This is a genomic window from Buttiauxella brennerae ATCC 51605, from assembly GCF_001654925.1.
GTDB lineage: Bacteria > Pseudomonadota > Gammaproteobacteria > Enterobacterales > Enterobacteriaceae > Buttiauxella > Buttiauxella brennerae.
In genome coordinates this window covers 142,544-164,723 of record NZ_LXER01000011.1, presented here as the reverse complement: position 1 = coordinate 164,723, position 22,180 = coordinate 142,544, and the positions used below count along the sequence as shown (strand labels likewise).

Annotated in this window: 14 protein-coding genes and 2 pseudogenes; 7 read left to right on the top strand and 9 right to left on the bottom strand. The window is 46.0% G+C overall.

The genetic code is table 11. The features are described 5' to 3' along the window. Positions 1-10: 10 nt before the first annotated feature. Positions 11-2,410 carry an amidohydrolase family protein gene (locus tag M975_RS06035; RefSeq protein ID WP_064557951.1) on the top strand — a complete coding sequence of 800 codons (2,400 nt, stop codon included), beginning with the start codon at positions 11-13 and terminating at the stop codon, positions 2,408-2,410. 248 nt (positions 2,411-2,658) lie between these two features. Beyond that, positions 2,659-2,886 (top strand): annotated as a pseudogene (locus tag M975_RS23315) (phage polarity suppression protein); the annotation flags it as partial. 201 nt (positions 2,887-3,087) lie between these two features. On the opposite strand, the gene M975_RS06030 reads toward M975_RS23315, so the two are convergent. The 7 genes and pseudogenes from M975_RS06030 to M975_RS06000 all read right to left on the bottom strand — a co-directional run bounded on the left by M975_RS06030 (position 3,088) and on the right by M975_RS06000 (position 10,540). Next, the gene (locus M975_RS06030) at positions 3,088-4,710 is read right to left on the bottom strand and encodes a UvrD-helicase domain-containing protein (protein ID WP_064557950.1); all 1,623 of its coding nucleotides are present in this window, start codon (positions 4,708-4,710) and stop codon (positions 3,088-3,090) included. Next, entirely contained in the window at positions 4,707-6,410 is a 1,704-nt protein-coding gene (locus M975_RS06025; RefSeq protein WP_064557949.1) for an ATP-dependent nuclease, read from the bottom strand. The genes M975_RS06030 and M975_RS06025 overlap by 4 nt, the downstream gene beginning before the upstream one ends. Next, a pseudogene (locus M975_RS06020) lies at positions 6,400-7,581 on the bottom strand (tyrosine-type recombinase/integrase). The gene M975_RS06025 and the pseudogene M975_RS06020 overlap by 11 nt, the downstream one beginning before the upstream one ends. A 379-nt stretch (positions 7,582-7,960) precedes the next feature. Further along, on the bottom strand, positions 7,961-8,245 hold the full coding sequence (locus tag M975_RS06015; RefSeq protein WP_064557948.1) for a heavy-metal-associated domain-containing protein: 285 nt from the start codon (positions 8,243-8,245) through the stop codon (positions 7,961-7,963). After that, positions 8,242-8,604, bottom strand: a complete 363-nt coding sequence (locus M975_RS06010; protein ID WP_157093337.1) for a mercuric transporter MerT family protein — start codon at positions 8,602-8,604, stop codon at positions 8,242-8,244. The genes M975_RS06015 and M975_RS06010 overlap by 4 nt, the downstream gene beginning before the upstream one ends. Beyond that, positions 8,576-9,721 (bottom strand): transglutaminase-like domain-containing protein, encoded by a 1,146-nt coding sequence (locus tag M975_RS06005; protein ID WP_064557947.1) that lies wholly within the window; start codon positions 9,719-9,721, stop codon positions 8,576-8,578. Before M975_RS06005 ends, M975_RS06010 begins: the two co-directional genes overlap by 29 nt. A gap of 267 nt (positions 9,722-9,988) precedes the next feature. Next, positions 9,989-10,540: a winged helix DNA-binding protein gene (locus tag M975_RS06000; protein WP_064557946.1), complete on the bottom strand. Its 552-nt coding sequence runs from the start codon at positions 10,538-10,540 to the stop codon at positions 9,989-9,991. A gap of 269 nt (positions 10,541-10,809) precedes the next feature. Here M975_RS06000 and M975_RS05995 point away from each other — a divergent pair, with 269 nt between their 5' ends. The 3 genes from M975_RS05995 to M975_RS05985 are packed head-to-tail and all read left to right on the top strand — an operon-like array spanning position 10,810 to position 13,553. After that, positions 10,810-11,538 (top strand): DUF969 domain-containing protein, encoded by a 729-nt coding sequence (locus M975_RS05995; protein ID WP_064557945.1) that lies wholly within the window; start codon positions 10,810-10,812, stop codon positions 11,536-11,538. Continuing rightward, positions 11,535-12,521 carry a DUF979 domain-containing protein gene (locus M975_RS05990; protein WP_064557944.1) on the top strand — a complete coding sequence of 329 codons (987 nt, stop codon included), beginning with the start codon at positions 11,535-11,537 and terminating at the stop codon, positions 12,519-12,521. The genes M975_RS05995 and M975_RS05990 overlap by 4 nt, the downstream gene beginning before the upstream one ends. A 36-nt stretch (positions 12,522-12,557) precedes the next feature. Beyond that, entirely contained in the window at positions 12,558-13,553 is a 996-nt protein-coding gene (locus M975_RS05985) for a DUF2891 domain-containing protein (RefSeq protein WP_064557943.1), read from the top strand. A 35-nt stretch (positions 13,554-13,588) separates the two neighbouring features. On the opposite strand, the gene M975_RS05980 is transcribed toward M975_RS05985, so the two are convergent. Next, positions 13,589-14,857 (bottom strand): MFS transporter, encoded by a 1,269-nt coding sequence (locus M975_RS05980; RefSeq protein WP_064557942.1) that lies wholly within the window; start codon positions 14,855-14,857, stop codon positions 13,589-13,591. A 55-nt stretch (positions 14,858-14,912) separates the two neighbouring features. Beyond that, positions 14,913-18,020 carry a beta-galactosidase gene (locus tag M975_RS05975; protein WP_064557941.1) on the bottom strand — a complete coding sequence of 1,036 codons (3,108 nt, stop codon included), beginning with the start codon at positions 18,018-18,020 and terminating at the stop codon, positions 14,913-14,915. A gap of 239 nt (positions 18,021-18,259) precedes the next feature. Here M975_RS05975 and M975_RS05970 point away from each other — a divergent pair, with 239 nt between their 5' ends. Beyond that, positions 18,260-19,330 (top strand): LacI family DNA-binding transcriptional regulator, encoded by a 1,071-nt coding sequence (locus M975_RS05970; RefSeq protein ID WP_064557940.1) that lies wholly within the window; start codon positions 18,260-18,262, stop codon positions 19,328-19,330. 417 nt (positions 19,331-19,747) lie between these two features. Further along, a complete protein-coding gene (locus M975_RS05965; RefSeq protein WP_083967843.1) occupies positions 19,748-21,817 on the top strand; it encodes an EAL domain-containing protein in 2,070 nt (689 codons plus the stop codon). The last annotated feature ends 363 nt before the right edge of the window (positions 21,818-22,180 follow it).

The following is a 22,180-nucleotide window of genomic DNA, read 5'->3' as shown; positions in this document are numbered from 1 at the left end:
AGGATCGGATATGGAACGCTTTCTTCTTAACTCAACAGTATTGTTGGACCGGCTGAGTAACGTATCGTTGGATGAGGTATTACTTGATGACAGGGTGGAGTCATCCGTGTTCCTTGCACAATACGAACAAACGCGTAGTTTGCCTGATCATGTAGCCAAATCGGCATGGTCATCCCTGGAACAGCAACTCAAACAGCGAAATATGAAACTTGGTCCGGTAGCTGCCTTACGCCTGATCGCTGAAAAATTTGTTAAAAACGAGAAAGATGGCCCCAGAACCGATCTTGCTTTGTTCTCGGAATGGCAAACTCTGATGAGCCGTGTGTCGTGCCTGCCGGTTATGGCGTGTCATCAGGTCATTAATCCTGGGCCTGCCAATCAGGAATATCGTTTTCACTGGCCTTTGTATCCTTATCACCCGACGGTTGAGGACTACATTACCCGTGAACGCCTGCACGAAACTCACCAGCATCTGAATGGCAGTACCAGTGCGGAAGAGTGTTGGCTGGATGCACTCAGTCACCCAGAAGTGACCGTCAGAGATTTCGAGAAGGGATGGGTCTCGCAAGAGATGAAACAACTCTGTGGCCAGATTGATTCCTCACTGACGCCCAAAACCTTCAAGGCTCGTTTGCAAGTTGCCAACAATATTCGCGAAATCCTTTGTCGAGTAGCTCAGGGCGTGGAGTTGCCAGAGTGGATGGCGTCATTGCAGCACCCGCAGCAGTTGGCGGACAGCACAATTCTGCATCAGGGCAAGGAGTATGGGCTTGCGACGGTTTGGCCAACGGACCACAAATATAGTCAGGAGTCTGAATTTTGCTGGCTAACCGGGGTATTGGAAAAATGGCGGTATGGTGCGCCCGAAGGATTGGAACGACTGCTTTGGATTTACTTGCTGATTCAGAACCAGTATTTGACGCTGCTGGTTCAGCGAGACGATTTTTTCGGTTTTGATCAGTTCCAGAAATACACCATGACGGAGCTGAGAGAAGAAACCGAGAAATCTTATTTGTCTCGTTTCAAACATGCACATGGCGCCGGTGTGTATTCTCAGGTGCGTTATCTGGAAGGACGTTTTGCTCCGAAGAGCGACCCCAGCAAAATGCAAAAACTTCTCTTCAGCGTTTTGCGTGGGTACTGGGAATACCTCAAATGTCATATGACCATGGACTGGGAGCATTCCCAGCCACTGAGTATTACTCAGGTGCTCGATAATCTTGAGCAGGTTAAGCTTGGCAGTATATGTGCCGAGCTGGCGCTGGTGCCGCACTTTATCAAGAAAAAGCCCAAAAAGGATGAAGTCTATCCCTACGCGTTGCTGTTCAAGGATTTGAAGAATCAGGCAGCTATTCTGATGGACATCCTGAATCATGAACCACGCTTGACACGCTGGATTAGAGGAGTGGATGCCGCAGCTAATGAGATGCACGCGCCGCCGGAGTTGTTTGGCCCTTTGTTCCGAGTGCTAGCCAAATCAGGTATTGCTCATTTTACCTATCATGTTGGCGAGGACTTTCCGCATCTGATCAGTGGTATTCGATCAATTGATGATGCCTTGAGGTTTTTGCCGTTGCGGAATGGCGACCGTCTTGGTCACTGCACGGCGATTGGCATCACACCTGGCATCTGGAAACGCTCTTTGCCATTGTCTTTGTCCATGACCAAAGAAACGCGATTGCTCGATTTGGTGTTTATCTGGCGGGAACTTCGAAGTCATCCGGAACTGCTGCGTTACGCCAGTGATGCAGCGATTGAAGCAGTTCATTTGGCCCATGAGGTATTTTCGCTGGAAGAAGAAATCTCGATTACCACCCTTGATCAGGTGTTTGAGTTGCGGGGTGTGTTGGCCGAATCGGAAGGCCTACTGGATGAACTCGGTGGGCCATTAAAACCCAAATCCCTCTGGTTGGAAGAGTACGAGCGCGCTAGAGAGTTGGCTAAAAAAGTGGGCATGAAAAGACCTCTGAAGTTGTATGAGCAATGGCTTACATCTGATAACGTGCGAAAACAGCGTGCAGAATACGTTGAAGTTGCCCTGGAATATTTGCCGGATGAGGCGTTAGTTTCATTGCAACAGGCTGCGATGGCAAAAATGGCAGACCGAAACGTTGCGATTGAGTGCCCTCCGACCAGCAATACCCGTATCAGTCAGTATCGAGATGTCAACGAGCATCACATCTTTCGCTGGATGGGCTTACCAAGTGAGGCTATTGAAGGTGATATCCCTATGTCCATTTGTCTGGGATCTGACGATCCGGGGATCTTCGCAGCAGATTTGAAATCCGAGTTCTATCATCTGTTCGCGGTGTTAACCCGAAAGTTCGGTTTGTCGCCAGCAGAGGCTTTGAGAAAGGTTGCGGAGGTGAACGAGAATGGGCGGGTTTATCGCTTTCACGATGTCAGGTAACGCTCATACATCGAGGGTTCGATGACAATGCAATGCTAATCCTTACAATCAATAACTGAAAGGGTAATCTCCCCACATCTACCATTTGAAGGCACGAGGCATGTTGCGTAGAGGCAACCCATCTGAAGCCCAATGAGACACGGGCAGAGGGAGAAACAGCGTTCACACCTTAACCTGCAAGAGCTGACTGAAAGTGAAGCAATATTTCGCGAAGTTATTTAGTTTAGTGATGAAAAGAACGGGTCAGGGAGCGGGCGCTCGACCTTGCGGCCGCCAGCATCCGAGAGGCGCTTTCGGTGCATCTGACGACACTGCCCAGCATCAGTTACGCAGAAGACGACCGGGATATTCTAACCGCCATCGGATTCCGGCCGGACAGAGCCTCCCGGACGGACAGCAAGTCAAAATATTCACCCGAACAGTGCCAGATTTTCCTGCGAAAACAGGCGCAGCAGACACTCAAAAAATCCGCTTAAAAATCCCCAAAAAAACCTGCTATTTCGCAAAAAAAGACCAAGCACGCCTGGCTGCATGGTTTTGCATGCAAAATCTTGAAATTTTCGCGCCCTGCCGTGCCAGCCTTGGCGCGGCCTCAGCCAGTTTATGCACCTGCATTAAAACCCACTCCAAAAGCGGGCAGGCGTGGCGGGGAGAGCATTGCGCGCTGAGATGTATAATTAAATATTTCTGTATAGCCCTTCAACACCTCTTAACGATAAGAATTGAGAAGGCTTCGCACGTTTTAATTCATGCTGATAATTTAAACGTTCTGTAGAGTTGATTAGCGCCACAGCTTTTTTTGCCCTAGTAACCCCAACATAATGCAGATTAAGACATTGTTCATAGTTTGAAAAAACCAAATCAAAACTTCCCTCGATAAACTCTCGACGCGGAAGTATCCAATCATAAAGGTCTAAATGAAAAACAAAGTCGAATTCCAGCCCTTTAGATTTATGAAGAGTCATAAGTTGCAATTCATCATCACCAACTGGCAAGTAATTATTCAGCATCATTTTATTTTGCAATACAGCGTTGACAGCATCGATGTGCTGAGCCGAAAAATCTTTATTAATTAATAAATTTACAGCCTGACGTAATGCTGGGATAAAATTTGAATCGTCGGCTTTTCTAACATATTTAATGACATTCCGCATTTCTCTCAATGCATTTCGTTCAACCACTTTGATACTTAAACCATCAATAATCTCCTGAGCTGTAACAAGAACATTAAACCGATAACTCAACAACTCCTTTATTAGGAGAGACACGTCCCCTCCAAGTTTAGACAGATCGTCATCAATATATGCTCTCAATTTTGTTCGAACGAGGCCAGACATCAATAAAACAGAGCTATTTGTTGCCGCAAGTATTGCAATTTCTCTTTCTTTAGAAATCCCAAACGTTTGTTTGACATTGTTGATATTATCGTCAATCCATTTAGCTACTTCTTGCTGGGAACCATTAATTGTTGTTCTGTATACCTGAGTATCATCGGTAACTAATAACTCACAGTTTTCACTCAGCATTCTTGAAGCATAGTTTACTATCGAAGAATGAGATCTATGATTGATCGTTATTTCAAATGGTTTAAATCCACTATCATCGTCTAATAATGACATTAAATATTTAGAACTTTTTCCTGCGTATAAGAATATTGATTGGTCAATGTCACCCACAGCAACAGTTTTTACTCCAAATCCAAATAACTTCAAAAATATAAGGTGTTGAATAAATCCAGCATCCTGATATTCATCTATATACATCGAGTTATATTTCTTACTAATATACCTACGACAAGCCAAAGACTTACACAATATAAAATATGCAAGCAATGGAATAAATTCCAAAACTAAAAAACCTTTAGCATATAGATTCTTGATTTCTTTAAAATCAAATACATCGATGTTTTCACAAACATATTCAGCATTAAAAAAAACAGAAAGACTATCTTTGACAACAGAATCTAAATCATTAAATCTCACTACTTGTAAATTATTTACACCTCCCCACAGGTGATTAAGAAACTGATAGATTATCTCAGTTAAATAAAATTTATCAATCGTTCCAAAAAAACTTGATTTTGAATCTGGCAATGCTTTTAAACATCTCCTTTTAAGTTCATCACTAGCTTTGTTAGTGTATGAAATGGCAATAACACCCTGAAATTCCTTACAACTAGCCAAATCGAGAACGATCTTCTCTACTATTACAGCTGTTTTACCACTACCAGGACACGCTGTTAGCACCATACTGGATGGATAATCTATAGCTAGTCTTTGCTCATGGGTAAACTCAATCATTTCATCTCCTCCGTAGCTAGCATTACAGCAGTCAAGAGAGGTGCAATTAATTCACCTGTAGAGATGGTTTTTAGCGTATGGGAATACTCTTTCAAGAAATCTTGCATACGGGTTGCTTTCTTTCCCCTTAAATATTCAGCAGCCTTTTCTTCGTCATCTACACCCACATATTCCTTTAGCTGTTCGCTTAGTTCAATGCTAATATCACCTTCCAAATCATTAACTGAAACAAAAACATTATTTTGCTTTAATACGTTCTTATAATTAAAATACTTTTTAACTCTTTGCTCTTGTGAAATTTCCATCAATTCGTTTTCGAGTGAATTCATCCCGCAAAGAACTAACGCTCTGTTAAGTCCCGAGTATTGCCACTCATTTTTTCTAGGCACTTTTGATGAATCATTATCTGTTCGAGCAACCCATTTTATCTCGAATGCATCAAGTATTTTTCTGTAAACTTCAAATTGAACACCGTCAACTGATAATATACTTATATTAAAGAAATCCAGATCGATTTTGCATTCTTTAGCAAGAGCCTGATAAAAGAGCATCTCTGAAGGACCTTCAACTAAAAAAACAACATTAGCGAAAAACGCCTCAGCTGGCAGTATACTTATTCTATATCCCATCCCCTGCCAAGCTTCACTGATGCAATTAGAACACCCCTCGCTTGCTGCGTAAGACTCTCCTTCAGAAGAGCATATTTTTATTATCGAATCTGGAGAGTAGTTTACAGCAATCTGCGGAGAATGTGTTGTAACAAGAGATTGTCCTGGTAACTTATTAATCAAATACTCAGATAATTTTCTTTGTTGATGTGGATAGAGATGTGATTCCGGTTCTTCAACACAATATATTACCACTTCATTTTCAATATCATGCTCGCGTACACTCTTAGCCTTCCATAAGGCAAGTAAAATTTGGTTATTGAATCCATCACCACCAAGCATTACCTTTTTGCCATTTGTGTTTGAACTTAACTCTAACTTTTCAATAAACTGGTCAACCCCGATTGCACCTGAATCCAGCATTACAGAAATTTTCTCATTATTATATGATAATTTTTTTAACTCATCGTTTAATTCTTTGGTCGCACTCGAAACATAACTAATTTCTTTTACTTTATCGTTAACACTATTCAGTAAGTCGCTTAATGAACTTAAAGTATCTTCATCCTTTTTAACTTGTTCATCATTTCTCATTTCCTGTGCAAGCCGAAGTAAATGTTTTTTCTCTGTAGATATATATTTAGCAAGGTCTCTTTGGGAGTTTACATAACGTAGATTTAAATACTTAAGATAAAACCTACTACTAATCTCAACCATGTCAAACTGGGTGTGACCTATAAACAACTTATAATCTAATGAAGTTCTTTGCGCTTTATATTTAATGAATGTTTGTGAATCTCCACTTACATACCCTGCTAACTTAGAAAGAACAGCATCCTCTTTTATCTCACGAAAATTGATTATTATCTCTAGGGAATCACATTGATTCCCTTTTTCATCAATATGAAAATCGCTGTTTTTAGGTTCTATATCCAAATCAGAAAAACTTTTATCTAACAGGATGCGCAATGAATACAAGAGGTTAGTTTTGCCAACATCATTGCTTCCAATTATTAATGTTGAATGATTTAATTTTATAAAACTATCGGAGTAGTTCCTAAAACCTTTCAAATAAACATTGTCAATATACATTTCTGTGCTCCGTCAAGAAAGAAGAATACCACTGAAGCATATCTCTTCGTTTTTCTAAAAATTGCGCATGGTTATAAGTTCCGCGGATATTATTTTTATCTACATGGGCTAATTGCATCTCTATCCAGGATGAGTCAAACCCTTGCTCATGCAACAGTGTAGACATCATATGTCTAAATCCGTGGCCGGTAAGTTTTCCACCGTAACCAATTCTTTTGATAACCTGATTTATACTTGCTTCACTCATAGGTTTGTGCGGATCGTTCCATCCCGGAAAAACATAACGATAGTTCCCTGTCATTATCTTGAGTTCATTGAGTAAATCTAACGCTTGAGTCGATAGTGGCACAAGGTGCGCCCTACGCATTTTCATCCTTTCAGCGGGAATTTCCCAAATAGCGTTATCCAGATCAAATTCTTGCCATAATGCCGCACGTAATTCGATGGTTCTCACGCCCGTAATCATCAGTAATTTCGTGGTTATCTGGACAAGATGACTCCAGGTATAACCCTCTAAGGCACGCAGAAATTCGGGTATCTCATCAGCTTTTAGGAACGGGAAATGATTTGATTGGTGAACCTCGAGGGCACTGGAGAGATCAGCCGCAGGATTGTACTCCGCTCTACCCGTTGCAATTGCATAGCGAAACACTTCGGAGCATCGCTGCCGAACTTTGCGCATTTTTTCTAATGCACCGCGCTTTTCGATTTTACGCAGTACATTAAGCAGTTCTAGCGGTTTAATTTCGGCTATTGGTCTCGTTCCCACGTAAGGAAAAATATCGTTCTGAAACGCTTCCATGATGTCTGAAGCATATCCTACCGACCATTTGGTGGACTTCATCTGATGCCACTCTCTGGCAATCTTTTCGAAAGCGTTCTCTGACTCATTTTATAATGCGAGCTTTTGCTCTTTTCGAACCTCACTAGGGTTCTTTCCTTCTGCGACCAATTTTCGGGCATCGTCACGACGGGAACGAGCATCTGCAACTGTGATCGTCGGATACACCCCCAGCGAGATCATTTTTGGTTTACCGGCAAAACGATAACGGAACCGCCAGCTCTTACTTCCATTAGGTTCTATAAGCAATGACAGCCCTTGCCCATCTCCAAGTGTATAGGCTTTAGCTTCAGGCTTAGCGCGGCGAATCTGCATATCGTTTAAAGGCATGTGTATAGGAATCCGAGACCGAACAGGAACATATACACAACCCTATACACATTTCGTATCGGATTCTACTGGATGGTTATGGACAGTGATGGACTAAAAAGCAGGAAAATTCTTTATAAATCAGAGTGTTTATGGACAAATACGGACGTTTGGGGAAGTTGAGATGGTGCGATAATAGGAGTCGAAACTACGACCTCCGTATTACGAATGCGAGCTAACGCCAAAATGAGTACAACTGTGAGTATATATAAAAATAAAAATTTAATTAAATAAAAAAATCAATAACATGAAATTCAAATCACGGTTCAACGTCTAACCTTCCTCTACGAAGTAAAAAGCCACGCAAATGCGTGGCTTTTTTGTTTTTCCGCGTTGGAAGTTACGGCTTTTCAATCACGTCATGAATCTGGCCGGTAAATCCGGTTTTTGCTATCGCTGCCAGTAACTGCTGATTATCAAAATTATCCGGGACGACCACTTGCGCCTGGTGCGTTTTTAACGACGCTTTCGCTTTGATAACACCCTCTGTACTGCGCAAAGCCTGGTTTATCGAGATAACACACAGCGGGCAGTTCATCTGGCTGATATCAATGGTGACCATTTTGTTGGCAGCCCAACTCAGAGGGGCAAAAAAAAGCAGCCCGAGGCAAACAAACTTCTTCATTCAAGTGTTTCCCAAATCCAGGGTAAAACATAGGGGTACGTGGTCAGAAACAGCACCAATGGCACTGATAACCAATACATCAAGACCAGCACCCGGCGGCTGACAACACTGGTGCATACGGGTTTTGGCGACAAATATAACCGCCAGAAGCCGCGAACCATCAGCCCCAGAGAGACAATCACCATCGGAATTTGCAGCCAGGGCAGCGTTGGAATGCCCGTTAGCCCGGCAGCTGAAATACCAAAAACCAGATATAACAGTGGCCCAATACAGCACAGTGTTGAGGCACCTGCGGCGACAAGAGCCGCCAGCAGTGTCACCAGGCTGCCCTTAATGCTGTTCGGTGCTGACGTATTCATAACTGAATGCTGCCGGATCGTAGAAGTTTAACGGGTCACCATCGACCTCGGCGTACGGATAGCCCAGGTTATTGACATCACCTTGTTCCGCCGCCGGGTAGAGCGCGAAGTCACGGGCATGGTTAAAGCCCACCCAGTTCATTTCCCAGTTACCAAAGAGATAATCGTTAACCGCGCTAACCGCCGGGTCACCGTTCTCTTTCTTTTCAGTCAGACGCATTTTGGTGACATCTGCCGGGTCAGCAGGTACCCAGCCAAAGCCTGCCAGCCAGAACATTGCCCTGCAATGTTGGCCACCGTTAACTTTAGCAATCCCCTGCTCATCAGCACTGCCGAAGGCTTTATGCGAATACTGCGCAAGCTTGCTGCTGGCACCAAGGCGAATGCCAAACATTTCACGCGCAGGAATGCCCACCGCGCGGCACAGCGCAACAAAGACAGAATTAATGTCGGTGCATTTACCGCCCAGCTTGCCGGCTTTGAGTATTTCACCCACATCGCCAATGCCACAGCCAATGACAGCATCATCACGGTGCATATGCGTGCTGACCCAATCATGAATCAAGCGCGCCTGTTTGAGCGGTGCTTTTTCAGCGGCAATGATTTTCAGCGCGGTTTCTTTGACGATGCCGTCGACAGGAATATGCGGCGTTGCCAGCAGGAAAGGTTTGATCTCATTCGGGATGACAGCGTCGTGCTCAGGTAGCATCCAGTCCGCAAGTTTGTTGTCTTTGCGCACTTCCCAGTCGCGGGTTTCAATCGTCATCTCAACCTGAATTTCCAGCTTGCCCGTAGAGTCAGGCCAGCTCACAAAAAGCATTCTTGCGCCGTAAGCATTATTCGCGTTGAGTGTGGCTTGCTGGTAATTGCCGGTAAAGGAAAGGTCGAGCAAAGTCTGAAAGCTGGTATCTTCTGGTACCGGTATCCACAGATTAACTTTGCCTTTAGAACCTTCTGGTGCCTTCAGATTATAGGTTTGTGTCAGCACAAAGCGGCGGGAAGAATCAGAAATACTGATGGCTGGGTTATCAACATTCTGTGTTTTCGAAAATGCCGGGCGAACCAGGCCAATTGTTGACAGTGCCGCAACACTTTTCAGAAAATTTCGCCTTTCCATTAAAATAAACCTTCAGTCGCCAGAAAAAGCTGGTGCTTAACCCCGCACCTGCGGAGGTCGGCAGCTATTATGCATCAAATAAACTCAACATTAATAAACTGGATCAAAAGGCTTACGATTTCAGCTGTTTTTTGTACGTTCCCCCACTTCATTTTTAGATTGATGAAAAGGGGGAAGTTAATGAAATGAGAGATTAACAAACAAATAACCAAACTTATAACAAGGTTAATATCAGCAGTTATTACCGGCCTGTGTCATAAGAATTAGTTATAGTGAAGCGGCGGTACGCGCTGCATTATCGTACAGCGCCGATATGGCACGTAATAACTGTGCGTTTTCACCAATTGATTTAGCCGAAATCCCTGTTTCATTCTGTAGCGCAATTAGGCAGGTTTCACGAACTTCACGATATTTATCACACAACTTCTGTCCTTGTTCAGTTGTGGAAAAGTAAAGTTCTTTGCCCTGCTTTTCACTCGAAACGTAGCCTGCTTTAACCAGTTTTTTTAACGCGTACGCGACGATATGCGTATCTTCCACATTCAAAACAAAGCAGATATCAGCAAGTTTTTTCTGGCGATTGCGATGGTTGATATGGTGCAGCAATGACACATCAAGCGGCCCCATATCCGGTTCGCCTGCGGCTGTCATGCAGCGCACCATCCATTTATTGAAAGCATTGCTGGTCATGATTAACGCATATTCAAGCTCAGATAACTCAGCACATCGCTCAGAAACCAAATGGTGAGAAGAGACAATGGGATCTTTTATGCTTTTGTTATTGACTGCTGAATCGACTCTTTTTTTCTCTGCTGCCATTGTCGGCTCCTTAATGTGATGTCAATAAACCATAATTGAAAACCGATAAATCACAAATAAATTAGTGATAATTTATTTCCATTTTGTCATCGTTTTGCTATATGTCTTTATCGGCTGCATCGCGAAAGCGAACTGTTCGTCGATGTGATTTAAATCTCTAATGCTAAGCAAGTTCATTAACGAGAATATCCATCCTTAAGAAAATTAAGGAAAAAGAAGATATTTCGTGATTCTAAAAAAACACAACTCACGTACACAGGGTAAAAATAATGGATAGCTCCACCCTTTTACCACTCATCGGGATACCCGTTGTTGTTATTGGTTTTGCATTGCGATTCAATCCACTGATTGTTGTCGTTATTGCAGGATTAACAACTGGACTATCGGTAGGAATGGATTTCGGTATGCTACTGGAAACCTTCGGAGAGAAATTTTTTAATAGCCGTTCTCTCGCCACCTTTATTCTGATCTTACCCGTAATAGGCCTGCTGGAATATTACGGTTTGAAAGAACGCGCTCAGGCATGGATTGCCAAAATAGCCAGTGCCACATCCGCACGTATATTGATGATTTATTTCATTGGTCGTGAGGGCACCGCCGCACTTGGGCTGATGTCGCTTGGCGGGCATGCGCAAACCGTACGCCCGCTGTTAGCCCCAATGGCCGAAGGTGCCGCGTTAAATAAATACGGTGAACTCCCCCAGCATATTCGCGATAAAATCAAAGCCCATGCAGCTGCCTGTGACAATATCGCGGTCTTCTTTGGCGAGGATATTTTTATCGCCTTCGGCGCGGTTCTGCTTATTGATGCCTTCCTGAAAGAGAACGGCATTACCACTATCGAGCCACTGCATATCGGCCTGTGGGCCATTCCCACCGCACTGACCGCACTGGCTATCCATATGTTCCGCCTGACACGGCTTGATGCCAGCATCCATCGCGATGTTATGGCCTGGCGTGCTCAACAGAAACCTGAGATGCACGAGGTGACCAAATGAGCACTTTGCTGACGATCAACCGCGTTTACTACCTGATTGGCATTATCGTCATGATTCTGGTTGTGATGACGTTGCGCGACAGAGGTAACCCAAAACGTTTTACCACGGCACTGTTCTGGTTCTTATTTGGCGCGATATTCCTGTTTGGCGACCTGATGGTTGACACACTGGGTAAATCGCTGGCCTACCGGATAATTGGCGCAAGCGTCATTGCCATTGCCCTGCTGGCAGGCTGCGGGTTGGTCGGCAAAGGCCGCTACCCAATGTCTACCGACGCACAACGTGAAGCCTCTGCTTCCAGCATCAAGAACTGGTTGTTCTTACCGGCGTTACTTATCCCGGTCATCACCGTGTTATGCACGCTGTTCATGAAAAATGTTTCGATTGGCGGCGTCTATTTGCTTGACCAAAAGCAGCTCACGTTGGCATCACTTTGTGTGGCGAGTGTTGCGGCGATACTGGCCGGATGGTGGCTAACCAAAGGTTCACCATTGCAGGCGTTTGGGCAATCACGCCGTATCGTTGACACTGTTGGCTGGGCGATTATTTTACCGCAAATGCTGGCTATGCTCGGCGGGGTATTTATCGTCGCCAATACCGGCGAGTCGGTTCGTAAAGTGGTCGAGCTGTTTGTGAACCCAGAAAACCGCTTCACGCTGGTGCTTATTTACTGCATAGGAATGGCGTTATTCACCATGATAATGGGCAATGCTTTTGCCGCATTCCCGGTGTTAACCGCAGGGATTGCCATGCCGTTTCTCATTACGCACCACCATGCCGATCCCGCGCCATTGCTGGCGATTGGTATGTACGCCGGTTATTGCGGGACGTTAATGACACCGATGGCCGCTAACTTCAACATTGTTCCGGCAGCTTTGCTTGAGCTGAAAGATAAGTATCAAGTCATCAAGATTCAGATCCCGACCGCGCTGGCATTGCTGCTGGCAAACGTGTTCCTGATGTACTTTCTCTCATTCCGCTAAGGCGCTGAATAACGATTCGAATCGAAAGGAGTTTTTATGCCGCTGAGCCCACTTCAGGCTGAAGCTTTTGCCAATATGCCACTGACTTTTTTGCGCCAGGAATACCCTAATCACATCATGCATTTGCTCAATGATGATGCTGATGTGCTGCCACCGCGCGAGTTACACCCGATTTTTTATGGCTGCTTTGACTGGCACTCTGCGGTGCACGGCTACTGGTTATTGTTACGTTGCCTGCGCCGCTACCCGGAACTTCCGTCACGTGACGCTATCATCGACCTGTTTGATGAGCACTTTAGCGAAGCAAATGTGGCCCGCGAACTGGCCTATTTTAATGCACCGTTCCGTGCCTCCTTTGAGCGCCCTTACGGTTATGGCTGGCTGCTGGCGCTGGCACAAGAATTAGCGGAATCAACGCTTCCGCAGGCGAAACGCTGGTCAGCCCTGCTTGAACCACTGACTCAGGATATTCGCACCCGGCTGATAGGTTATCTGGAAAAGCTAACCTATCCGATACGTGTTGGCACGCATTACAACACCGCATTCGCTCTGGCTTTAGGGTTAGATTACGCCAGATCATGTGGCGATGAAGTACTGGAAGCCGCCATTATTGATGGTGCTAATCGTTTCTATCTACAGGATGTAGATTATCCGGCTCATTATGAACCGGGTGGCGACGAATACGTTTCTGGCGCGTTGTGCGAAGCGTTGTTAATGAGCCAGGTGAGTGGTGATTTCCCGGCCTGGTTTGACCGTTATCTGCCCCGCCTGGCGAGCATTGATGCCCTGATGCAACCCGCTACAGTGAGCGACCGCACCGACCCTAAAATCGCCCATCTTGACGGCCTGAATTTGAGCCGCACGTGGTGCTTTAAGCGTATTGCAGCGGCATTACCGGCTGAGCACCCGGTGCAGCAGCCTTTGCATCAAGCAATAGCCCGCCATCTGGACGCCAGTATTGAACATGTCGTTGGCAGCCATTATAGCGGCGGGCACTGGTTAGCAAGTTTTGCCATGCTAGCTCTGGAATAACACGCTTCACAACATTTCACGCCATGTGCGGCCTGTCAGGCCGCCTTGCTCGCCTCTGCCGCAAGAAACGTGTTACGCGGCGAATGGCTCAAGGTAAAGAACGAAATAACCGTAAAACTTGCTGTTATCAGCCCCAACACCAGATACGCATGGCTAAAGCCTACCGTGTCATACATCGAGCCTGCCCAGGTTGAAAGCACAACACCGGAAAGCTGTTTCGATAAGTTAAAGCCGATTAAAAACAGTGTGGCTGACAAACGCGGGTCAAATACAGATGAGATATATTTGAAGGTGCCGACCAGTAAGAACGGCAGTTCAAACATATGAAGCATCTTGAGAATGATCACTTCGGTGCCGGTGGTGGCAAATGATGAACCGGTGATCCTGGCCGACATAATCACCCCTGCCACCAGCAAAGCATTTTTAGCGCCAATGCGGTTAATAATGAATGGAGCAAAGAACATAATCGTGGCGTTCAGTAACTCGCCACCGGTTGTGACATAGCCAAATATCTCGGTTCCCTTCTGCGGCGAGGAGAAAAAGCCTTTAAAGAAGTTAGCGAATTGCTGGTCGAACACATCGTAAATACTGGCAACGCCAATCACATACAGCAGAAAGGCCCAGAAGCGTGGCATCTTCAATAATTCCACGACCAGATGCAGCGAAAACTCCTGTTTCTTGCTCTCGGCGGTGTTCACGGGTGCAGCTTCTGTTTTTGGGTCTGGCCGTGATAACAGCAACAGCACAGCCAATACCAGCGCGAAACCGGAGGCAATCCAGAACGTAATATTAGGGTTGATGCTAAATAAAATCCCCGTCAGCGACGCACAAATTGCCCAGCCCACACAGCCTGAAACACGTACCTGACCATATTCAAAACGGTTATGACGGCTGACACGCTCAATGTAGGCTTCTACCGCACCTGAACCGCCCGAGAAAACACAGCCAAGGTAGATACCGCCCGCCATCGCGCCCAGGTAAATGTTGTATTGCAACAGCGGCGATAAAACATAAATAAAGAAAGGCGCAAACAGCACCAGCAAGACGACAATGCACCACAGTAAATGCTTACGTAACCCCAGCTTGTCGGAAATCAGGCCAAAGGCAACCTGGAATATAATCGCGAAAAGAGAGATCGATGAAAACACCAGTCCCGTTTCTGTTTTGGTTAAATGGTTTACATCAGCCAGCCATACCGGGAAAAAGGGAAAGTAGGCCGACATAATGAAATAATAGAAAAAGAAGAACAGCATAAAATAGATGAAGTTATGTTGTTCACGTGTGCTGAGCGCGGATAATTTCATAGGGTATTTCCGATATTATTATTTATGGAAATGGAGGGGTGCCCCCCTCCGGCGATCAGTTAAGGCTTAGCGTCAGTTGGTAGTGCCATGTTGTATCGAGTAATAACCATTGCTTCAGTACACTTGGCGTCCAGGAATCATCCCCACCTACCCCCATGTGCTGAGCATCAAGCGCAATCCACACACCTTCTTCAGGCACCATTTTATGCCAGTGTGAAGTCGCCATTAATTGCTCAATGCTCCACGGCTGAACCGAGAAGTGGAAAAGGCCACGCACTTTCCAGATTCCCCAATCCAGCGCTTTGGTTTCGCAGCGCAGGCCATTCTCCGTCGGGAAAATGTAGGGCGTTGTCATGTCATTCACCGGTAATTTCCAGCGGGAATAACACGCACTGCTGCGACGATCCGGGTAGTTTTCATGTGGACCAAGACCCAACCAGCTCACGTCATCATTTTGCGCTTTCACCTGGAACGCCAGCCCAATACGTGGCAACGGCGGCAGAGTTTCTGCCCGCTCCCCGTCGACAGTGAGGTGCAGATTTCCGTGCCCGTCAAAACGCATCTGCCAGCGGCTGACGATCGCAACCCCCTGGTGATTGTGGTAGCGCCATTCACTGGTTATGACAATGTCGTTGCCAAAATGCGTTGCTTCACAGCGAACACACTCCGCTTCCTGCTGGTAAAGCCCGGCACTTTTCCAGCGTTCCACCCAGGCATTGGGGTCGATGCGCGTCACTTCGCTGACTCCGATATCGTTATCAACAGGGGCACGCACGAAGTTGTCACGCAGCGGCTGCATGAGTTGCGCCTCGCCATTCTTCAACCACTGGCAAAGTAACCCGCTGGTGCGGTCAATTTCCCATTGCTGACCGGCAGCCTGCACGCTAAAGCCAGTTGCAGTTGTGATGAGCTCGGGTGCAGCAACGGCGGCAGGTTGTGGTGCGATAACCAGCGCAGTCGCCAGCGGGAATTGTTGCCAGGCAACCCGATGCCCGGCCAAAGACCACGGAGTCGCTTGTGGCTGAACCACTTCAAGAGTTAGCCAGACATCACGGGCACCATCAGGCAGAACCAGGTTTTCGCTGAGGGTCAGCTCAACATTTTCACCCGGTTTAATGAGCAAGGTTTCACCCCCTGCCAGCACAGCAGTGCCTGCCGCCTCGATGCGCCAGTTCAGCGTTTCGTTATCGCTGTGGCGGAACAAATACTCGCTGTTAATGCGCACTCTTAATGGTTGCTGGCCCAACAATTCAAACTGGAAAAATTGCTGTGCATGCTTTGCTTCAGTCAAAGATGGATGCGGTGTGCGGTCAGGGAAAACCAGTCCGTTCATACAGAACTGGCGATCGTTGGGTTTATCGCCAAAATCACCGCCGTAAGCCCAACCCTCGCTCCCGTCGTCGAATGTTTTAGTGATAGCCTGATCCGCCCAGTCCCAAATGAAGCCACCTTGCAGACGAGGGTATTCCCGGAAAGCCTGCCAGTAATCAGCAAAGTTGCCGAGACTGTTGCCCATGGCATGTGCGTATTCGCAAAGGATCAGAGGGCGCTGTTCGCCGGGCAGGCTTATCCACTTTTTGATCGCCCATTTAGGGACAGCCGGGATAATCAGGTCAGTCTCAACCCGTGAATACATTGGGCAGATGATGTCGGTAGCAGGCGTATCACCGCCTCCACCTTCGTACTGCACCGGGCGCGACGGGTCACTTTTTTTCAACCAGTGATAGAGCGCATCATGGTTTGCGCCATACCCTGATTCATTACCCAAAGACCAGATAATAATGCAGGGATGGTTGCGATTAGTTTGCACCATGCGCGTCACGCGGGCGCTGTAAGCTGGCAGCCAGCTTGCGTCATCAGACAGGCGACTCATCGGCACCATGCCATGCGTTTCAATATTGGCTTCGTCAACCACGTACAGGCCGAAACGGTTACACAGCTGATACCAGAGCGGTGTATTCGGGTAGTGAGAGCAACGCACCGCATTGAAGTTATTTTGCTTCATTAGCAAAATATCCTGCACCATGTCTGCTTCAGTCACGACCTGGCCGTGAAGATGGTGGTGTTCATGGCGGTTAACGCCACGAATTAAGAGCGGTTTTCCATTGACCTGCAACAATCCATTTTTAATTTCGACACAACGAAAACCTACATCACAGGCTTCGGCCTGAATCAGATTACCGTCCTGCCACAGCGCCACCACGGCACGATAACAGTCTGGCGTTTCAGCACTCCACAATAGTGGGCGCTCAACGGGTAAAGTCAGATATGCCCGTTCAGCGTAATTCCCCCGGTCATCAATCATCGGGGAGCCTGGGGGAACACGCAGTCCGGCGACTCGTTCATTGCCCTGCCAGAGAGTCACTTCAATCTCCAGACCCGCTAAACGCTCAGCCGGAGCCGAAACGCTAACCTGAACATTAAGCTGCGCATCGCGATACAGTGCATCCAGAACCGGCGTTACCTGCATATCAGTCAGGTGGATTTCAGGCAGACGTAGCAAAGATACCGAACGGAATATTCCACTCATGCGCCACATATCTTGATCTTCAAGCCAGGTACCAGCACTCCAGCGCATCACCATAACGCACAGGCGGTTTTCGCCCACGTGTAAGAATGGCGTCAGGTCGAACTCTGCGGGCAAACGGCTATCGACTGAGTAACCGACCCAGTGGCCGTTACACCACAAATGAAAAGCGGAATTCACACCGTCAAAAATGATGCGTGTTAACCCGTTATCCAGCCATTCCGGCGCGATGTCGATGCAGCGGGAATAGCAGCCGGTAGCATTATCTTCGGGCACCAGGGGCGGCAATGTTTCAATGGGATAGCGTACGTTGGTGTAAATCGGTGCGTCGTCCCCCGTCATCTGCCAGTTAGACGGCACAACCACCGAACGCGCATCCTGCAAATCTTGTTGTAGCCACGCAGCGTCAACCGCTTGCGGGCAAGAACGCCAACTGAACTGCCAGTCACCGTCGAGGGAGCGGCAATTTGCAGATGCCTGCGCGTCACGTGCTCCGCTTAATTCCTGCCAACTTCTGAACGATGGATGCGCCGGTAGTCGGTTGATGTGGGTGACCGCGTGCTGTTGCCAGTCACGGCGATTGAGAATTTCCTGAAACTCTGCACAAGGGCCTGAAGCGCCTGAGTATTGCGTCATGCTAGTCCACCTATATTTGTCGAAATGTAATACGCTATACAATGCGTCAAATTTAGGCAGACAAACGCTATTACTGGCAAATACAGGATTTATCAATTTAATGAATGATCACGAAAGCGGTCGATAAATCATCATTTTTGTCGTTATCATGACAAAAAATGTTAGCGCTATACATTTCACAAATTACGCTCTTGACCGCCCATGTTTAGCCCCGCATCATGCAGCAAAAAGGGGAAAAGATGACTAACCGACAGGCAACCTTGAATGATGTCGCGCGTGAAGCAGGCGTTTCGCAGCAAACCGTTTCACGCGTGCTGAACAACCCGGCCCAGGTCTCTGCGCGAACTCGTGAAAAAGTGCTGCACGCGATGAGCGTGTTGCACTACGTGCCCAACCGATCGGCGCAATTGCTTGCCGGGAAAACCATGCCTGCGCTGGGACTTATCACGTCGTCGCTGACGTATCATGCTCCTTCGCAAATTGCTGCGGCCATAAAAAGTCATGCAGAAGAGCAGCAGTTACAGGTTTCGGTTGCGATGCCAAAAGGTGCCGAATACGAAGCGTTGCAATCGGTGCTTAATGAGTTTCGGGCACAGAATATTCGAGGTGTTATCGCAAACCTGCCACTTGAGAGCAGCCTTGCTGAACGGTTGAGCAGGGAGAATGACGATCTGGCCTGTCTATTTTTGGATGTTCCCCCGGAAACAGACGTTTCTTGTGTGCGGTTCGATCACCAGGAAGGTTCTGGTGCCTGCGTGAAGCACTTGTGGGAACTGGGGCACCGGCAATTTGGGTTGCTGGCAGGCCCTGCACAATCCATTTCCGCACGGCTGCGCCTTGGTTGTTGGCGCGAGTCCTTACACCGGTTTGGCGTAACGAATGCGATTACCGCATGGGGCGACTGGAGCGCCAGCAGCGGTTGGGCAAAAACCTTTGAGCTGATTCATGCCAATCCACGCATCAGTGCCATTATTGTGGCAAACGACCAGATGGCGTTAGGTGTGCTCAGTGCGCTCGCACAACTCAAGCGTACGGGCGCTCATTCGGTGTCCGTAACGGGTTATGACGATACCGCCGACAGTCTGTTTTTCCAGCCTGCATTAACCACCGTCGCGCAGGATTTCAACTTATTAGGCCAGCGTGCGGTCGAAATAGTGACATCGCTAATGGCTCAATCACCCCCACCCCGCAAAGTATTGACGTTACTTCCCACCCGACTCGTGGTGCGTGAGTCCACATATCCCTATCCCGCGCAACAAACAACAGCAGACATTATTGAAGAACTGAAAACTTTGATAAATAAGCTTTAATTGCCAGAACTGCTTGCGTTTAGCGCTGTTAACAGGCAACGAAATACAGACGTGCAGTAAAAAACAAACGGTGCATTACAGGTTGATAACAAGGGTTAGCTGGTGAGATTATGGTCTTAAATAATAATACAACGAACGAATACAGGAGCAATCAGAATAAAACCTGAGCAGCAGAAGAAAATAATGCGTAATTTTGGACACCAGGCAAATTCATATTTATGGAAACGAAGTATTTAAATCACACAAGATAATTACGCTTGAGGCAATTATGTAAATAGCATATTTGTGTAATGTTAGATTTTCATCAGCTTGAAAATTACCAATAATAAAATTCAATATCACCTGATTAGTTATGATGCTATAGTAGCGTTTGCTCTTGTAACAACAATAACAATTCAACCCATAATTAAGCAACGAATGAATTACAACACTCCGATAAGAAATGTAAACAGTATCCTTTACCAATTAAAGTTGAAATTCATTAACAACCGTATTTCTCAGGCGGTGCTTAGTAGCACTATGGCAATAGTGCCATTTTCCGTACTGCGCGGTTTGATTGTTGTTGCCAGTACATTATGTCTGAATTTTCACTGGCAAAAAGCGTCATTATGGCTAGGAAACCTACAGCAGACGATGCTGGTTTTCTTACCTGTGTTGCTAAATATTGTTTTCTCATTGCAATGGGCCGTAAGATACCGCCTTTCTATTATGCTCAGCATATCATTCAGCCTAACGGTGTTGCTTGGTATCACAGGGCTTGAGCACAATCATGATGCTAATTTTCTTATTGGTGTGAGCCTGCCAGTGGCTTTGCTATCGGCTATTTTCACCAATCTTATTCTAGAAAAAAACATTAAGCTCTTTCGAACCAATAAAATAAAATTCAACCTACCCTCAATAAAAACCTTACTGGTATTTTTTAGCAAGATCCTGTCTTTAATACTGATTGGGCACGTTATACTGCATGCCAGTAGCTGGATTACCAGCGATATAGCCAAAGCCATCTATCCCGATAATTTTATTCATGGTTTGCTCTATGAACTCCTACGGGAAGGCACATGGTTTTTTGGTATCCATGGTATTTATATTTTCCAGGATACCGGCCTGAAACTCATGAATGAAACGATGGCCAACATAGACGCCTGGAAGGCGGGCCGTGAATCGTTAAATATTATCAGCGTTCCCTTTTATGATACATGGTGTGCTTCTGGCGGCTGCGGCGGAACGTTAAGCCTGTTGATTTGTTTGTTAATAAGTCGAAACCCGTCTAACCGCCACTTAATCGGTGTTTCTCTGCCTTTGGCCATCTTTAACATCAATGAACCGCTGATCTTTGGCGTACCGGTGGTGTTGAACCCGGTGATGTTCATTCCCTTTTTGATGACCCCCGCGATGGATTACATCATCGCCTATTATGCAACCCTGTGGCATATCGTGCCACCTATGCAACAGATGGTAGGCTGGGCGACGCCTACCCTAATTAATGCCTGGATCGGTACAAATGGTTCGATAAATGCCATTCTCTTTCAGGTGTTTTTAATCGGCATGGGCATAGTCATTTACTGGCCTTTCCTGCGCTATATGGAAAAGCGCGACTATAAAGAAATCAACCTGCCTTGCGGGGATACTCGCTTTGTGCCCTTAAAAGAAAACCAGTTCCAGTTATCCATTCCTGGACACCGCGAAGTAGAATCACCTCATCATTATCTTTCTGAGGTAAATGAATATATTGATGCCAGGCGCAAAATCAATGAACTGCAAAATAGTGGTAACTTTGTCCTCTGGTTTCAACCTCAGATAACGCTTGATGAGCGTAAAATTGTGGCCATGGAAGTGTTACTTCGCCATCAAACTGATGACGGAAAAATCACCCCACCCTATTTTTTAAAATATTACGAACGACTTGGCATGATGCCTGAAGTCGATTTTTGGGTACTGGAAACGGCGATTCAAACTATTCATCATGAGCTGTCTCGTTTCCCAGGCATGATACTTTCGGTAAATATTTCACCACAAACATTACTCGACCCTAATTTCCTGAGTCTGGTAAGCAAACTAATGCGCCAGCCGTTACCGTCAGGCTGGAAATTAGAAATGGAAATTACCGAATCGCAGAAAGTCACACAGCCCGAACAGGTGATAGAAGTTCTCGCCATACTGCGCCAGTTTGGGATTAAAATTGCGCTTGATGATTTTGGCTCGGGTTACTCAACGCTTTCGTACCTGACACAATATGAACTCGATAAAATTAAACTGGACCGCACGCTGGTGCTTGGCTTAGCGCGTGAAGGTGGTGAAGCATTTCTCCATCATGTCGTACAACTTTGCAAAACCTCAGGTTGCCAGGTTTTGATTGAAGGCGTAGAAACGGAAGAGGAACACCAAATAGTTCAGAGTTGCGGTATTCACCTGGCACAAGGTTTTTTGTTCCATCGCCCGCAACCGATTAACAAATTGCATGAACTTTTAGAAGCAAAAATGTATTAACAGCAAATGCGAATAATGGATATTTTCATTTATAGAGTTATCTATTTTTGATTAGCTATTTTGTTAACCGTAAAATCAAAAAACACGTGAAGAATCATGAATATGTTAATATCTATCGTTGACGCAATAATTAGCCAACTCTATAATCCAGACATTAAAATGAAAGCACTTTCTGGTGCTCAAACAAGTTATGCTATAAACATAAAAACCAGCATGCAATTACACTTTTATAACATCTGCCATACAACAAGTTAATACACCGACATATAAGCCATAGCATAAATACAGTATGAGCAATGGGTTATATAATAATGAATCCCCATAAGCCTTCATTAATCACATAAAAAAGAGTACGAATAGAAA